Raw genomic sequence first — 16,281 nt, 5'->3', positions numbered from 1 at the left:
GATTTTTTCGCAGAGCCTTCCACGCTGAGCCTGCCGCTGCATGCATCCGCCCGGTTGGAGCATAAAAAAGCGGCAAATCAGTAGACAGGGCAAAGGCATTACGTCCTTTTTCGATACACCGCAACAGCTCCCACAAGAATCAGAACTATGCCAATGATACCGACCCATACCCAAGGACACTTGTCCTTACTCTCGGTAAAAACTCCATTCGGATTTGCTTCAAATACTTCTCCTTGCTTTAGCGCCTTACGGTTTATTTCCCACACATTGTTGGTAAGCATCACATCGGACAGATCTTTGGACTTCGTTTCTTGAATGAAGACTTCACAGTCCTCTTGAGCAGTCACAATATATGTACATTCTGCTGGGATCAGAAGCATTGTCCCATAGCTTCCGGCTTCTGTACTTCCTTTGCACTCCTCAAGTGTATAGCAGAACATATTCATGAATGCATCCCAGTCCTGTACAATGATATCTCCGTCCTGAATCGAAACAATAGTTTCTCCAGATTCGTTTAACACATCTGTGCGAACCGGACATCCGATAAACACTGTCCTCCAATCTGAAATTCGATCTTCTATATAGTTCTTTGCTTTATCCATGGCGGGTGCCATCATCTCTCCCAGGAGCTGCGTAAATTCTTCATCCGTTGCTTGCGTACAGCAAATCGGCTGATCGTAATAATGACGCAATTCCTTTATGCTGGCATTCAAAGTCAATATTTTTTTGTACCAAGAGTAATAATCTCCGTTAGAGAGCCCAAAAGTTTGGTTCAGATACTCATCGGTCAAGCTGTTTTCCCAAGTAGTAATTACGTATTTGAATACCAGATTATTTTTATCCTTGATCTCTCCGCTACTGATATCCACCGAGTAGTGGGAGCTAAGGAACAAAGCGAGAAATGTGTTCCCGTATTTGCAGTAATTGCTGCACGCCCGATAATACAGGGAAACCGTGTCATGGTACTTTTTCGAAAATTCCATGTTTTGTACTTTCAGCAGTTCCTTCTCATACTGTTGACCAACTATTTCAAGTGACTGAACAATATAATAATAACAAACCATCTCACCAATGGAAGCGATCATCTTCTCTGATGCCGTCATTTCCGTAAACCACTTATCAACCAGTTTTCCCCCTTCGTTCAAAATCTTCAGAGTAACTCCGCCTGGCACTTTCTCCAACAACTTCAGTGCAGCTTCACCTAAAACAACACTTCCCACAGAATTTAGTGTATCCTGTATTTGTGTCCAGGCTTTACCGGCGATATATTTTAGAATAAATGTTTCGATATTCGGCGTCGTGAGACACTCCCTCACGTTCTGCAAAGCTGTTTTGTATGCCGTGTTATCCTCCGGTACTGTTTCACACATCCGGGTCAATATTTCCCTATAGTTGTCTTGAAGATCACGGAATAGCATAAAGAATACAACACTATGCAAGACCTCCACCCGATTCTTCTGATTCTTCTCATTGATTTCCATCGCAGAAGAAATGAGGGACAATACATCTCCCGCACCTACGGATAAACTATTTCCCTTCCAGTCCTGAATGGGAAGCTGGGTGATATCCAATTGATCCTGAAAGTTTTCTATAACCGTTCCGAGCTTTGCAAATGTATCTGCTTGTGCGATTTTTCCGATCGTTTTGGAAATAGCCGCTGTCCTTGATGTATAATCGCTAGTCTTATCTGCGACCTCAATGATCTGTGACAGTTCATGCAGAACATTCGTATAGCTTTCCTTGGCTTTTTCCAACAGGTCATAGTCATCATACTGGTATAAAACATAAAACAGTGCTTGATAATACATTGTATCGCTAACAGTGCTGTCTATATTTCTTGACAGGCGTCCCGCTTCAATGATCTCCTTCGGATTGCCCAGATTTCCATAGGCTTTGGTTACAAAACTCAATCCAGCATTTCCACCAAAATACTCAAACTTCATAAGCTCAGTCAAAGTATCCACGTCATCCGAAAGACTCCAGATGCTCCGACTGTTCCCCAGCTTTGCGATTCCCACATGATGTGTAACAAAATCTAAGTCAATTTGCTCCTGCTCCTCCTCGTCCAGCGCAACAAACTTCAACCCATTTTCTTTTGCGTAGGTTTCAGCCACGGTTCCCGAATAACCATAAAGCGTAAAGCCTGGAAAGGTTTCTTCAACGTAAATTGAGTCATTGTTCTCATCAGAAGTGTTGTACCCATGATACCCCAGCGCTTTTTCTCCGATGTAGGTAACCGTTTTGGGAACGATTACAGAAGCAGGAACATCGTCAGCATGAAAGAAGAACGCCTGTGATCCGATAGATTCCAGTCCGTTTGGCAGATAGATTGCCTTCACCTGTCCGTAGCTACCGAAAAAAGCGTTATTTCCCACTGAAGTGATCCCCCTTTGAATCATAATAGAAGTAAAGTGTTGTGTGCTATAAGGCGGATCTGATCCAGCAGTATATGCAAAAATCGGGCATGCTCTATTATAATCATACATGGGGCCAGTTCCGCTGACAGTTAGGATACCGGTAGATTCGTCCATCTCCCAGTAGGCGTCGTTTCCGCATCGGGGCGTATAATACTCCGCAAAATTGTGTGTATCCTGATCAAAGATGGGGTTTACTTCACCACCCATGGTATTAGAATGTGCTGAATATACTTCATCTTTAGAAATAACTTGCATAGAATTATAATAACTTTCTTCACAATTTTCACCATCAGCATAATACCAAGTTCCAGCGTTATTTATATATTCTTCAAAAGCAATGAGTTCACCATCTTTCAAATGATAGAAGGTATATCCCATTTCTGACGCACTATGTGCACCTTCTTCACATAATGTATTTTTCCCTTCAAGTACGTAGTAATTCCAACGTGCACCACCAATAGCAATTGGCTTTACTGAACCATTATACATCGTATATATTTCCCGAACATGAACTTTATCCATATATGAACCTTTTAATCCAATAATAAAAAGTTCGTCTATTCCATCTCCATCTAAATCATAAAACTTATATCCATACTTAGAAGGATCATTAGAAGCAAAATTCCACTCATCAGAATACTTCCATGTCTGTGAATTTTCATCAAAAAGGTCAATATTTCCTGGAATAACATTTTCCACGTAGTTGTTCAGTACAGAAGCATAAAGTTTTTCGTTGTCCTTCTGTTTTTCCTCCGCTATTACTACAGGAATTGGGAACATGGCTACGTAAGACGCCAAAAGCACCAGCGCAGTCAACCACGAAATCATGCGTCTTACAGTTTGCTTTATCATAAAATCCTCCTTTTTAAAGCAAATGCATTCAGCAATGCGCTATGTCTCCGATGTTTTATGCTCGTGATTGCCGATGAGACCCACAACAGTTGCGGCCACAGAACAAATCAAAGAGATTGCGATTCCCTTCCCCCTTGTAAACTGCAAATACACAAGCCCAGAAGAACCAGTTGTCATAATCGGGGATTTCCCTGTCAGATACGCTGCCAATAGAAACATGATCACAACACATGCGCACGCTGCCACAGCTGCTCCGGAATATCGATGAGATACAAGCCCCACAATGAGCCCCACAATCAGCAATATTGCGGAAAGAATCTCCGAAATGCAAAAGAAGACAAAGCAGGTGTGAATGGCTTTCTCATCTTTAAAGTGGAGTATTTGTTTCTCATCTTCATCCTCATTCTCATTCTCAATACTCCATGCGGTTGGTAGAATCTCCTCCTCCGAAACAAACATCTGGATCACATGGGGTAAATTATATTCTCTTGCATCAAACTCCAGCTTCACATAGTGGAGCTGTGCAGAAAGTCCCGGCTGCATAAGACCCAGGAACGCCGCCACAAGCAGCATCAAAGCAATTATTCCCTTGATCGGATACCCATATAGCGTTGCCTGATCGGCTGAAGCGTAGCGATGGGCAGCAGGCTCAGGTTCTGGCACAGGGGGTGTAATCTGCTGACCAACCGACTGCATGGTATAGCCGCATTTGCGGCAAAAGACCGCATCATCCGGATTTTCATTTCCACAACGCACACAAAACATATCATCGTCCTCCTTCACTTTTTCGTTTTGTGCAAACTCTCCTTTCACACGGAAGCAAGCAGTATGCCCCCATTTGCACATATGGCAGCAGGGGGCAGTAGGCTTATTCCTCGTTGTCTTCAGAAGAATCCGACGATTTGTCTGCCTCTTTCGGATTCAATTTTCCGTCATAAATGGTTGCCAATTCCGCATTTCCATTTGAATCGGGATAATAGATTTTCAAAACCTTCACACCGGAAATATCAATATCAAAGGTTTCCGGGAAAGAGTCATTCTTCATTGTCGGCGAGGTATACAGTAGCTTTCCGTCACCATACACTTCAAAATAAGCTGACCGTGAATCATTTGCATTTCCCCGCGGCACAGCAACCGTTCCGGAAAATGTCGCATATTTTCCGTTGATAAAATAATCTGCGGATCCTTCCCCATACTGTTTGCCATTCCCGTAGAAGTAACACATAAACAGTGCATTATGATACATATTCCCCGTATTGTCTTCCAGCGTGTCGTGCGTTGCCACTTGGTTTTTACAAGACATATAATCCAGATCCACCAGGTACACCGGCAGGTGAGAACGGTATGCATCATAGGCGCCGGACAGCTTTTCATTGTCCTGCCCCAGCGCATTCATTGCCTGCTTCACCACAGCGGATGCTCCCTCATAATTCTCTGCGTCAGCATCCTTGTCTGCAATTTTCAAAACATAAACAACAAATTCATCTGCAAGCTGCGTTTGCCGGTCACTCAGATCGGAGGAGTAACAAAGCGGAGTTACCTGCGCCAGGTAACCTACTGCGCCTTCATAATCAAAGGCATCAAAGTAGGACGTTAACCTGGCGTCTGCATCAGCCTTAAGTGCAGCATCGTACTCTGTAACCAGCTTGTCTGCTTCTTCCTTGTCCGTATTTTTCAGCTGCTCGATCTTATAATGTGCCTCTTCAAATGCTTTCGTCTGAATCTGGGACTGAATGTCCTGAACCAGCTGCTTACTTTGTTCCGCACGGCATGCTTCTATTGTTTTCTGCGCCTCCTCATATCGAACCGTGTCCCTTTGCATGACTCCGCCAAAGTAGGCGATGGCTGCATCGTAATCCTTTTGGTCGTAATACTGCATGGCAGTGTCATAATTCTGCTTGGATTGATCGATGTAGGCAAGAACCTGCAAAAAATCGCTGTATCCGGATGTTTCAGAAAATTCGGCATCCGATGCAAGCTGCTTGAACAAAGAAAGCTTTTTCGAATCCAGATTCCCTGCAATGTACTGATCCACCAGTTTGTCATACAGTCCGTCCATGGATTCACTGATCTCCTGATCCAGTTCTGCTTTCTTTTTGGAGGAATCAATATGATCCTCATAGTAGCTGTAGGCACCCTGCATATCCAGATCCTCTATGTAGCCGGTAAATTTGGATGCATCCGCACCGCAGGCCGTCAGCGTCAGCCCCATCAGTAAAGCGCAGCCCCAAGCCATCGTCTTCTTTTTCATAACATTCATCCTTTCTGTGTAAAAGTGTGCATTACGCACTCTGATTCTTTTTTTGCTCGCTATCGCTCATCAGGCTGAGAACGCTCGCCACCGCAGAACACAGTAAAGCAACCGCCACACCGCTTTCCATAGAAAAACGAAGTGCACCGCCTTGATCAGCATAGTAGGAACTGGAGGGCTTATATGGTGAACCACTGTTTAGATACGCAATTGCCATGAACGAAATGCAAAGGCATATAGACGCTATGGCCGTAGTTATTCCCACATGTTTCTGGGTAAAAGCGCCTAGCAGCAATGCTGCAAGCAGAAAAGCAGCCGAAATGGGAGCAGTTACAAACAATGCTTTCAGGCTAGAAACCATATTGTCTCCGTCCTCAATTTCATCCTTAAACGTATCTTCTAACTGGGAAAACTCTTCTGAATCAACCATTCCGGAACTCTTTAAATTTGAAAAATTCGATGCCGCAAATACACAAACAATTCCATCGAAGGAGAACTCCTGCTTGTCCTTTTTGTTCTTGATCTCACATGTTGCCCATGGAAGAAAAAAGCTCAACAATGCAGCGCCAATCAAGATAAAAGCAGCGATCAGCTTGGGCGGATACACGTGCCGTGCCAGCGATGGAGCAGGAACCGATGCCGGTTTGTGTGTGTGTTCGTGCCTGGGCACAGATACATGGGCGGACACAGACTCGGTTGATGGATTTGGCACCGGCGGCTTCTGCTTACTTTTATCCAACATGTTGTAGCCGCATTTGATGCAGTAAACCGCATCCTCTGGATTCTCATTTCCACATCGTTTACAGAACATATCAATCTTCCTCCTTGTTTTGGGAATGCGCAGACTTCCCTTTTCACCATCCTATAAAAAAAGCAGAATGAAGTCAATCCATTCTGCAAAATGTACACGAATCTGCGCAAAATGTACACTTTTCGAGAAAATCAGTCCGATTCCGCCCTCAAAATTTGACTGACTAAAGAAAACTGCAAGTCCCAAAGCCGCTGCATGCATCCGCCCCGGTTGGAGTATAAAAAAAGACCCACCCGCTATGCGGATGGGTCAAAAAACCCCCGTTCCATACCGGAGCGGGGGTTTTGCATTACTGCAATCTTACGTGATTCTTTACCTGGAAGTTGTGGTCATTGGAGCACAGATACATGATACCCTCTACCAGACCAACGATAGTGGGGATGTAAGTCCAGCAAAACAGCAGATACAGAATACCCATACCGGTTTTGCCCAGATAGAACTTGTGAATGCCAAGGCCGCCCAGCAGGATCGCCAGGATGCCGGCGGTGATCTTGCTCTTTACCGGCCAGCTGGGATCGATGCCGTTATTGTCGCCGGTCTGTACAAAGACCTGTACCGGCTGACCAGGCTGACCGGGCTGACCGTATGCGCCCTGCTGCTGATACTGGGGCTGGGGCTGGGGCTGCACCTGCGCAGGGGCTACTGCCTCGCCGCAATATTTACATTCTGTTGCGCCAGGTGCCAGCGGAGCGCCGCACTGGGGACAAAGATTTTCTGCCATAATAATTTTCCTCCTATAAGTTAGTCTTTTTTATTGTTTATGCCCATAACTCCGATCGGAATTACAATTGCACAATACACAAACAGCAGCAACAAGTGAAACAGGGTGTACCCTGCGGTGGCATCCGTCTTGAAGCAGAAGCCCAGATGAGTGAACTGGATCAGGGTGTAGATCACAGTGACCGCACAGACGGAAGCATAGGGGGCGGTACCCATGGCGTTTGCCAGGAATTTGCCGCCGCCGATCACCAACGCAAAGATGGCGAGATTGATGCCTGCAAAGGTGATGATCTGGGGGAAGGCGTGGTAATCCCCCACCTTCAGAACCTCCAGCAGCACAAAGAGCATGATGCCCACAAAGAATACGGAAAGGAACAGAGAAGCGATCAGTACCAGAGGACTTGCTTTTTTCATGTTCACTCACCCACCTTTCTGCCGCACTGGTTGCAGAACTTGGAGCCGGGCTCCAGGGTTGCGCCGCAGGCACAGACCGGCGGCTGCAGGGACATGCCGCATTCGGTACAGAACTTGGAGCCATCCGGCACGACTGCGCCGCATCCGGGGCAGGTCTTTTCTGTGGGCTTTGGCTCCGGCGGTGTCATGGATGCGCCGCAGCTGTTGCAGAATTTCGCACCCTGCTTGTTGGCTGCGTGGCATGCAGGACAGTAGGCTGCCTCCGGGGCAGGTGCCTGCATCACGGAAGCCGCAGGCTGCACGTTTCCGGCAATGGCTGCACCGGCACCAAGTCCAATGCCCCCGGCTGCAAACGCACCGGCAACCCCGTTCTGGTTGGTGGCAGCCCCTTCGTATACGTCAAAGGAGCGCTTGGTGGCGTAGCGGGAATCACCCATAATGTCGAACGCCGCCTTATCCTCCAGGATCTTGTTGATGGTCTCGAAATCCTCCTCCGGGAAGTTGATGGACTTCACGAAGAAGTTGATCAGCTGCATGCCGAACTTGCCAAACTCCGGCGTCAGAATCTGCTGAGTACGCTGAGAAATGTCATCCAGCTGGGCAGCGATCTCCAGAGCGGAGATCTGGTCGTGGATGATGATGTCCGCAATGATGGACTTGACCTTGGTGACCAGGATGCCCTTGTAGAAATCCAGTACCTTGGTGTACCGCACCACATCGGAGGCGTTGAGGGAACCAATCAGCTCCCGCAGGAAGCCGGCATAATCGGCGATCTTCATTCCCACCTGCCCGAAGGCACGGATCCGGAGCCGGACATGGTATTTCGGGTCAATCAACTGGATGGGGTCAGAGGTGCCCCATGCAAGATCCAGCTTGGTCACGGTATTTATGTAGTAGATCTCCGCAGAGAAGGGAGTTTTGCCGCCAAATGGAAGGTTGATGATACCTTGCAGCAGCGGCAGGTTGTTGGTGCTGAGGGTATAGGTGCCCGGGGTAAATACATCGCAAACGGCGCCGCCCTTTACGAAAATCGCCACCTGACCCTCTCCCACGATCAGTTGAGAGCCCAGGGTAATGCTGTCCTTGGGATGCTTATACACCAGCCAGTCACGGGACGCAAGTCCTCCAAACTTGATTACGTCAAGGATTGCCATAGGATCACTCCTTTTGATCAAATCAGATGATATCATTACGCAGAATATACCTGTATAGCATTATAACACGAATTTTGCCCGGATGCAAGGGGAACTGCCGGAATCCGTCGATTCAAGTGGGAAATTCAGCATTTCCACAAAAAACGGGAAATCCGGATTGTCAAAATAAGCGAAAAAGAAAAGGGAAAGCGGCGTATGCTTTCCCTTTCTGCTTATTTTCCTCTGCTGCGGGAGCCGTTCTTCCGGTCGGATCCACGCTTGAGATCACAGATCTTTTCCTCACTGCTCTGCTTGAACCGTGCCATCATATCCTCAAAGGACAACTCCGTAATAGGGGGCTGCTTCTTGGGCTCCCACACATTGGGACGACCCCTGTCCTGTCTGGGGCGGCCGCCGTTCTGAGGACGGGACGCACCATCCCGGAGCTTCCGCTGTTCCCGCTGGGGAGGCGGACATGCCTTCTTGATGGAAAGACTGATCTTTCCGGCTTCGTTGATGCTCAGCACCTTGACCTTCACGGTCTGGTTCTCTGTCAGATGGTCTCTGATATTGCTGACGTACACGTTGGCAACTTCGGAAATATGCACCATTCCGGTCACCCCGTCCGCCAGATCCACAAATGCGCCGTAGGGGGTGATGCCCTTGACTACGCCTTCATACACTTGACCGATTTCTACCTGCATTGACTTTGCGTTCCTCCTAATTTCTGGATGTATCATAGAATCTGCGCTCATTGGGGTAGGCATAATTCAGGTAATTGAGCGCATAGTTCTCCATGTAACTGTACTCATCGCTTTCCAGTTCTCTGGACAGCCGGACATTCTCTGCCTGCAGCATTGCCTTTTTCGCCTGGATCTCGGCAAGCTCCTGCTGCTTTTCTGCCAGGGTGGACTGGTTGGAGATGATCATTGCAATGCAGACGATTATGACTGCAAACACGCCCAGCCGCAGCACCAGGGAGGATAAGATCCCCTTGGGTGTTTTCTCATGATTCAGTTTATGCTTTTTCACGGCTTCTCACTTTCCTTATGTTCTTTCTTTGTTCGTCCCGTATCTTCCGGATTCGGCGCACGGTTTTCTATCTTATTCATTATACAACATTCCATTCCCTGCAATCAAGTGTTTTTTCACTTTTTTTCTGCCTTTTTCGATTTTTGGAGAGTTCCCACAAAAACCGGGATGGTTTTTTCACGGATCAGTGCATACCCCTTGGCAAAGGGCAGCAGAAGCACCCGGAGGATCCGGCGCAGGATCCCCAAAATCCGGTGAATCACCCCCATGACCACCCTGCCGGCAGTCAGGTAATACACCGTAAAGCCCAGCAGATTCCCCACCGGGAAATACCACCGCAGATGCCCCCGGGCAAAGCCGAAGGAAAAGGCGGACACGAACAAAGCGTAGAGCATGCAGAACAGCAGATCCTCCAGCGCCACCAGCACCCGGTTATGGGGCAGCATCGCCCGGAGAATCCGGAACAGGTCAAAGCCTATGCCGATGGGGATGCCGAACAGACAGGAATACCAGAACAGCCGCCCCTGTTCACTGGCGGTGAAAAAGCTCTCCAGCCCCATAGGCTCACCGGAACAGCTTTCCCAGCAGGCTCAGCGGCCCCCGCTTGTCCCGTTCTCCGTAGCAAAGCGCCCACACATCCCCCTCAATGGTGACCTCCCCGGTTTCCAGGTTCATGCCGTTTACATGCAGCTGTCTGCCCTGGACGGTCAGCTCCCCCATCTGGGTATACAGGCTGACGGTACGCTCGTCAAAGCTTTCCACATCCGTGACCCCGGTCAGCAGCAGGTTTTTGCGGTTTTCCAGTATGGCGTTGTGATTGGTTCCCGTAACGGCGGCTTCCTTCATAGCATCGCTCCCTTTCTCTCATCCTCCGGATCTCCGGTTCTGTAGCATATATATGCGTTCACGGGAGAGAATATGCAGCAAAAGGCGCCCCACCGCCAGATCCGGCAGCGGGGCGCCCGCAAAGGAGGAATCAATCTTTGGAAATTTCATCGGTCTTATAGATGAACTTAACGGAGCCCTCCATGTCCTCGCTGATGCCGCCGAAGGAGCGGTAATCTGCGGACACATCGAGCATTGCCTTGAACCGGGTGATGATCCCGTTCAGATCTCCGTCCACTGCATCCACCAGCTTCTGCACGCCGCTTTCGTCAAATTCCTTCAGACCGTCGGACAGCTGCATGGAACCATCCTTCAGCTGGGATACCCCATCCACCAGCGCATCCGCACCGGTCTGCAATTCCCCGATGCCGGACTTGAGCGCGTCTGCGCCCTTGCTGAGGGTGGTTGCACCAGCGCTCAGCTTACTGCTGCCGGATTCCAGCTCTGCAGCGCCCTGGGCTGCGGTATCCACACCGCCGGTGTACTGGAGCACGCCCTGGTAGAAGGTGTTGTAGCTGTTCAGCTGCTCCAACAGGTTTTGCAGCTGTGCCTTGCCCTGCTTTGCGCTTGCCACTGCCTGCTGAATCTTGCCGGTAACCTCATCGGACTTCATATTCTGGTCAATGAGCTTCTGCTTCTGTGCTTCAACATTCTGTTTGATCTGGCTCTGGACAGCCTCCGTCTGCATCTGGGCATTGACAGCCGCAGCGACCTGCTGCTGCATGGCTTCCGGTATCACTCCAGCCTCTACCGCCTGCTGATACTGCTCTGCGGTCATGCTCTGACCGGCTGCTGCCAGTACACCCTCCAGCACCTTGCTCTGTACCGCTGCGGTGACTCCGGTGCGGATCTCCGGCTCCTTGGCGTTGACCGCTGCGGTCACCTGCTTGAGGGCGGTGTTGTATGCCAGCTTCTGTACTGCATCGCTGTCCAGGGAAGCGATGACCTTGTTCAGCACGGTCTGATAGTTGCTGACAGTGAGCTTATCTGCCTGTAAGCCTGCGGCTGCAATCTGGGTATCCGCTGTGGACAGCAGGGTGTCAAACACCTGCTTTGCGCCGCCGTTCAGGGCTGCGCTGTTGCCGCTGAGGGTATCCAGTCCGTCCGCCAGCTGAGATGCGCCGCTGTTCAGATCCTTTGCGCCGCTTTCCAGCTGGGATGCGCCGGAGGCAAGCTCCTTGGAACCGGTTGCCAGCCGATCAATGCCCGTAATAAGGGTGTCGGACTTGCTCAACAGGGTGGACAGGCCGTCATACAGCTGGGAGGAACCATCCAGCAACTGCTTCATGGCGCTGGTCAGATCGTCCATCGCATCCGTCAGATCGTCGTACTGATCCAGACCGGAGGTGTCAATGTTGTTGAATACTTCATTGCTTGCAACGGTCATGGTAGTTGCCAGGGAGAAATCCGTTACATCTGCGGTGATCTCCACATAATCCGGAATGGTCAGCGTGTCCTTGTCCAGCTGCAGGCTGTCCTGCATGCCCGGCAGAGCGATGCCTGCAATCACGGTGTGATCCCCGTCATTGATGAGCTTGCCGTTGGATACCTCCACGTTCCGGAAGTTGTCGTTGTCTACGATCATACCGGTCAGCATCACAAAGGGCACATAGATCTTCTCGTCCTTGCCGTCGATCTTCACGGTTTTATACTGGTTATTCTTGTAGTCGAACCGGATGGTGACCTTGCCGCTCTTTCCTGCAAGATCCTCTGCGGAAATGGGGTTGCCGTCCAGCTGATAGCTGACCTTGAGGGATACCGGCAGATCCTTTTCAATGCTGCCCTGGTAGTAGATATCCCCGCCGGCTGCATCCCAGATCCGGGCATTGTCCCCGTTCATGGTGTAGCCCTGCTCCCCCTTGACGTTGGTCACATCCTTCAGCTCTGTGCTGTCGTCCAGGGAGCTGCTGCCGGCTGTATTCTTGATCCAGTCGCTGACGATGATCTTCTTGGCACTGCCGTCCGCCCCGGCGATCACATACACGGTCTCGTCCTTGGAGGCAGTCTTGCTGGTGTCGGATGTCTTTTGTGTATCCACTGTCTGGGTGACAGCGGCGGTCAGCTGGGATTCTCCGCTCTTTTCCCCGGCGGCATACGCCAGCATGCCGATGCAACTGCACGCCATGGCGGCGCACAGGGTCAGGGAAACGGTTTTGGCTGTAATCTTTTTATTGGATTTCATAACGCATACCTCCGGAGCTTAATGATTCTTCTTCGGCAGAAAGCCGATGGTGGTTTTGCTGATGATCTTATCGAACAGCATGAACATAGCCGGCAGGATCAGGATGACGCAGAGCATACTGATGATTGCGCCTCTTGCCATCAGCGTACACAGGGCGCTGATGATATCCACGTCGGAGTAAACCGCAACGCCGAAGGTGGAAGCAAACAGCCCCAGGGCGCTGACGATGATGGAAGGAATGGACATACTCAGTGCATCGGAAACCGCTTCCCGTTTGTCCATGCCTGCAAACCGGTTCTTCTTGTACCGGGTGGTCATAAGGATCGCATAGTCCACCGTTGCGCCCAGCTGAATGGTACTGATGCAGATGGGGGCGATAAACGGCAGGGATGTATTGGTCAGATAGGGGATGCCCAGGTTGATGAAGATGGACAGCTCGATGACTGCCACCAGGATCACCGGCAGGGAAATGCTCTTTTCCACAAAGAGAATGATCAGGAAGATCGCCAGAATGGAAATGGTGTTGACCACCTTGAAGTCCCGGTCGGTGATGTCGATCATATCCTTGGTGCAGGGTGCCTCGCCGATGAGCATACCCTTCTGGTCGTACTGCTTGATGATGCTGTTCAGCTGGTCGATCTGATTGTTCACCGCATCGCTTGCAGTGGTGTATTCCGAGTTGATGAGCATCAGCTCCCAGTTGTCGCTTTCCAGAATGCTCCGGATGGAATCCGGGATCATATCCTGGGGCACCAGAGAGCCTACCACGGATTCCATGCCAAGCACATACTTGACGCCGTCCACCTGTTCAAGCTCCTTGGTCATCTGCTTGACCTGCTTTGGCTCCAGGGAGGCATCCACCAGCAGCATGTGGGTGGAGCCAACATTGAAGGTATCCTTCAGCTTGGTGTTGGCAATGACGTAATCCATATCCTCCGGCAGTGTAGCGCCCAGGTCGTAGTATACAGCGTCATTGGTCTTGGAGTATGCATAGTACGCCGGCACAATGGCAATGGCGAACACTGCAAGGAATACGGGGAAGATCCTGGTCAGACCCTTTGCCGCCTTGTTCATACTGGGCAGCAGGGCACGGTGCCGGGTCTTTTCAATGGGCTTATCCAGCACCAGGATCAAAGCCGGCAGAGTGGTGACGCATCCGATCACGCCCAGGATCACGCCCTTCGCCATGACGATGCCAAGATCCATGCCCAGAGTAAAGGTCATGAAGCACAGAGCGATGAACCCGGCAATGGTGGTGATGGAACTGCCGATGACGGAGGTAAAGGTTTCGTGGATGGCAGCTGCCATTGCGCTGTACTGATCCCCCTGGAGCTTTCGCTGCTCACAGTAGCTGTGCCACAGGAAGATGGAGTAGTCCATGGTGACTGCCAGCTGCAATACCGCCGACAGCGCCTTGGTCAGATAGGAGATCTCTCCTAAGAAGTAGTTGGTGCCCATGTTGATCAGAATCGCTGCACCGATGCTGGACAGGAACAGAAACGGAATGATCCAGCTGTCCATGAACAGCATCATGACGATGCACGCCATGACCACCGCAAGCCCTACATAAATGGGCTCCTCGTTTTCGCAAAGCTCCTTCAGATCTGTAACCATGGCGCTCATGCCGGAAACGAAGCACTGCTTGCCGGCAATGTCCCGGATGGAGGCAATTGCCTGCATGGTTTCGTCGGCGGAGGTGGAGGTGTCGAAGAACACGGCAATCATGGTGCAGTCCCCGGCGTTGAATGCGTCATACACCTTCTGGGGCAGCATTTCCATGGGAACGGAAATGTCCAGCAGACTGTCGTACCAGAGCACCGTATCCACATGCTCTACCGTCCGGAGCTGTTCCTCCAGCTTCACAATGTCCTTGGCTGGCATATCCTCCACGATCAGGAAGGAGAATGCGCCCTTTCCGAACTCATCCATCAGAATATCCTGACCGGTGGTGGTGTCCATATCATCCGGCAGATAATTCAGCATATCGTAATTGATCCGGGTCGCCATCATACCCAGCACCGAAGGCACCAGGAGCACCAGCGTAATAATCAGAATCAGCACCCGGTGCTTGACAACCGCTTGTCCCAGTTTCATAAATCATCTTCCCCCTTTATTTCGGCATGGGTCTCGATCACGTCAACCTTGCCCTGCTTCTGGATCTTCACTGCATACACTGCAACCAGAAGATTCAGAACACCCTCCAGCAGTGCGGTAATGCCGATCAGCCGCATAATGAGCTTTGCCCCGCCAAAGGGGTTCAGCACCAGCAGCACCCCACAGGTGCCGGTCAGCAGGGATGTCAGCCCGATGACCCACCAGTTGGAAATGCCGAAGCGTTTGGCATCCAAAGCGGTTTGCAGCTTGAACATGCTGTCGGTGAGCACCACGATGCCGATCAGGAAATGCACGAAGGTGGTAAAGCCCACCGGATTGCACAGCAGGATCAGCCCCAGCAGCAGGCACAGCAGCCCCAGCGCCAGATCGAACTGAAACGCCAGCCGGTACAGATCCTTGGAAAAATACCCGATGATCTTGATGATGCCGCACACAGTCAGCAGACCGCCTGCCGCCATGCACAGGAGCTTTACAGAGGTGCCTGGCAGGAAAATCAAAAGCAGTCCCGCTGCGCACCAGAGCATGGAGGTTGCAATGTAACCGGACTTTGCTGCCCGGATCCAACCTGTTCCTTTCATAGGATCACTTCCCTTCACTGTCCTTATTGTACCCCCGGCGGCGGAAAATGAAAACGGATAATAAAAAAGCGGTGCATAAAATTTATGCACCGCCCGGAAATTATCTGATTTTTGGACACATCGCCCGATTTGTCTAACAAACGCCGGTTTTTCGGCATTTTGCAGTAGCTGCATGCACAGAATTTCATGCACGCACGCCGTATTTTTATGCAAAACACACATGCTTATGTATGCCGCTGCTGCTTCTCCACTTTTTTCAGGGACGCCCGGATGTTCCCCTCCAGCATGACTCCCAGTCTGTCAATGATCTCCTCCGGGTCGTATTTCATACCGTTTGCCAGCCAGTCCAGGATCATGCCCACCAATGCCGCCTTATAAAAGCTTGCAATCAGCTTTTTGTCCGACGCATCGCAGGCAATGTCCCGGGCAATGGTATCCACAAACCGGTACATAATGTCCCAGGTAATGTCATTCAGATACTGCTCGAAGATCTCCCGGCTCACGGAGTTGTAAATGTGGTAGATCAGCCGCTTATTGGACAGGGCAAACTGGGCAGCGGCAATAAACCCCTCCTCCCAGGAATGCACATCCCCGTGCAGGGACAGCGCCCGGCTGGTCTCATCCTCCAGAATCCTGGTCACCAGGGTAGGGATATCGTCAAAATGGTAGTAGAATGTGTTGCGGTTGATGCCGCAGTCCTCCACAATGTCCTTGACCGTGATCTTGTCAAGGGGCTTTGCGTTCAACAGCTTGATGAAGGAATCCATAATTGCCTTTTCGGTAAATGACGCCACTGCAGCCTCCTCTTAAAAGTCTCCCGACCTGTCTTCCATCAGCTGGAAGCTAATCTCAAAATCCTCATAATCTGACTGACTGCTGCCGTATCGGCGG

At 50.3% G+C, this 16,281-nt stretch carries 15 protein-coding genes; all 15 read right to left on the bottom strand.

Translation table 11 applies throughout. The features are described from left to right. Nucleotides 1-98: 98 nt before the first annotated feature. The gene (locus tag QVO51_RS00185) at nt 99-3,269 is read right to left on the bottom strand and encodes a leucine-rich repeat protein (protein ID WP_022356739.1); all 3,171 of its coding nucleotides are present in this window, start codon (nt 3,267-3,269) and stop codon (nt 99-101) included. A 39-nt stretch (nt 3,270-3,308) separates the two neighbouring features. Beyond that, nucleotides 3,309-4,034 carry a zinc ribbon domain-containing protein gene (locus tag QVO51_RS00180; RefSeq protein WP_022356738.1) on the bottom strand — a complete coding sequence of 242 codons (726 nt, stop codon included), beginning with the start codon at nt 4,032-4,034 and terminating at the stop codon, nt 3,309-3,311. A gap of 103 nt (nt 4,035-4,137) precedes the next feature. Further along, complete coding sequence (locus QVO51_RS00175; protein ID WP_022356737.1) at nt 4,138-5,520, bottom strand: NPCBM/NEW2 domain-containing protein; 1,383 nt, start codon at nt 5,518-5,520, stop codon at nt 4,138-4,140. Between the two features lie 31 nt (nt 5,521-5,551). After that, nucleotides 5,552-6,331, bottom strand: coding sequence for a zinc-ribbon domain-containing protein (locus QVO51_RS00170; protein WP_022356736.1), 780 nt, complete (start codon nt 6,329-6,331; stop codon nt 5,552-5,554). Between the two features lie 289 nt (nt 6,332-6,620). Next, complete coding sequence (locus QVO51_RS00165; protein WP_022356735.1) at nt 6,621-7,052, bottom strand: TM2 domain-containing protein; 432 nt, start codon at nt 7,050-7,052, stop codon at nt 6,621-6,623. 20 nt (nt 7,053-7,072) lie between these two features. After that, the gene (locus QVO51_RS00160; RefSeq protein ID WP_022356734.1) at nt 7,073-7,465 is read right to left on the bottom strand and encodes a hypothetical protein; all 393 of its coding nucleotides are present in this window, start codon (nt 7,463-7,465) and stop codon (nt 7,073-7,075) included. A gap of 2 nt (nt 7,466-7,467) precedes the next feature. Further along, nucleotides 7,468-8,619, bottom strand: coding sequence for an SPFH domain-containing protein (locus tag QVO51_RS00155; RefSeq protein WP_022356733.1), 1,152 nt, complete (start codon nt 8,617-8,619; stop codon nt 7,468-7,470). A gap of 212 nt (nt 8,620-8,831) precedes the next feature. Continuing rightward, nucleotides 8,832-9,302, bottom strand: a complete 471-nt coding sequence (locus tag QVO51_RS00150) for a S1 RNA-binding domain-containing protein (RefSeq protein ID WP_022356732.1) — start codon at nt 9,300-9,302, stop codon at nt 8,832-8,834. 16 nt (nt 9,303-9,318) lie between these two features. Beyond that, entirely contained in the window at nt 9,319-9,630 is a 312-nt protein-coding gene (locus QVO51_RS00145; protein WP_022356731.1) for an FtsB family cell division protein, read from the bottom strand. Between the two features lie 116 nt (nt 9,631-9,746). Beyond that, nucleotides 9,747-10,190, bottom strand: a complete 444-nt coding sequence (gene yabQ, locus QVO51_RS00140; protein ID WP_022356730.1) for a spore cortex biosynthesis protein YabQ — start codon at nt 10,188-10,190, stop codon at nt 9,747-9,749. A gap of 4 nt (nt 10,191-10,194) precedes the next feature. Then, nucleotides 10,195-10,476 carry a sporulation protein YabP gene (gene yabP, locus QVO51_RS00135; RefSeq protein ID WP_022356729.1) on the bottom strand — a complete coding sequence of 94 codons (282 nt, stop codon included), beginning with the start codon at nt 10,474-10,476 and terminating at the stop codon, nt 10,195-10,197. 130 nt (nt 10,477-10,606) lie between these two features. Beyond that, entirely contained in the window at nt 10,607-12,697 is a 2,091-nt protein-coding gene (locus QVO51_RS00130; RefSeq protein ID WP_022356728.1) for a x-X-X-Leu-X-X-Gly heptad repeats, read from the bottom strand. Between the two features lie 18 nt (nt 12,698-12,715). Further along, entirely contained in the window at nt 12,716-14,791 is a 2,076-nt protein-coding gene (locus QVO51_RS00125; protein ID WP_022356727.1) for an efflux RND transporter permease subunit, read from the bottom strand. Beyond that, on the bottom strand, nt 14,788-15,390 hold the full coding sequence (locus QVO51_RS00120) for an HdeD family acid-resistance protein (protein WP_022356726.1): 603 nt from the start codon (nt 15,388-15,390) through the stop codon (nt 14,788-14,790). The genes QVO51_RS00125 and QVO51_RS00120 overlap by 4 nt, the downstream gene beginning before the upstream one ends. A 224-nt stretch (nt 15,391-15,614) precedes the next feature. Then, entirely contained in the window at nt 15,615-16,184 is a 570-nt protein-coding gene (locus QVO51_RS00115; RefSeq protein ID WP_022356725.1) for a TetR/AcrR family transcriptional regulator, read from the bottom strand. Nucleotides 16,185-16,281: the final 97 nt, after the last annotated feature.

The organism is Ruminococcus sp. CAG:379, assembly GCF_000434255.1.
Lineage (GTDB): Bacteria > Bacillota > Clostridia > Oscillospirales > Ruminococcaceae > Ruminococcus_F > Ruminococcus_F champanellensis.
Note: the sequence above shows the minus strand (reverse complement) of the source record. Positions and strands in the feature narration are given on the sequence as shown.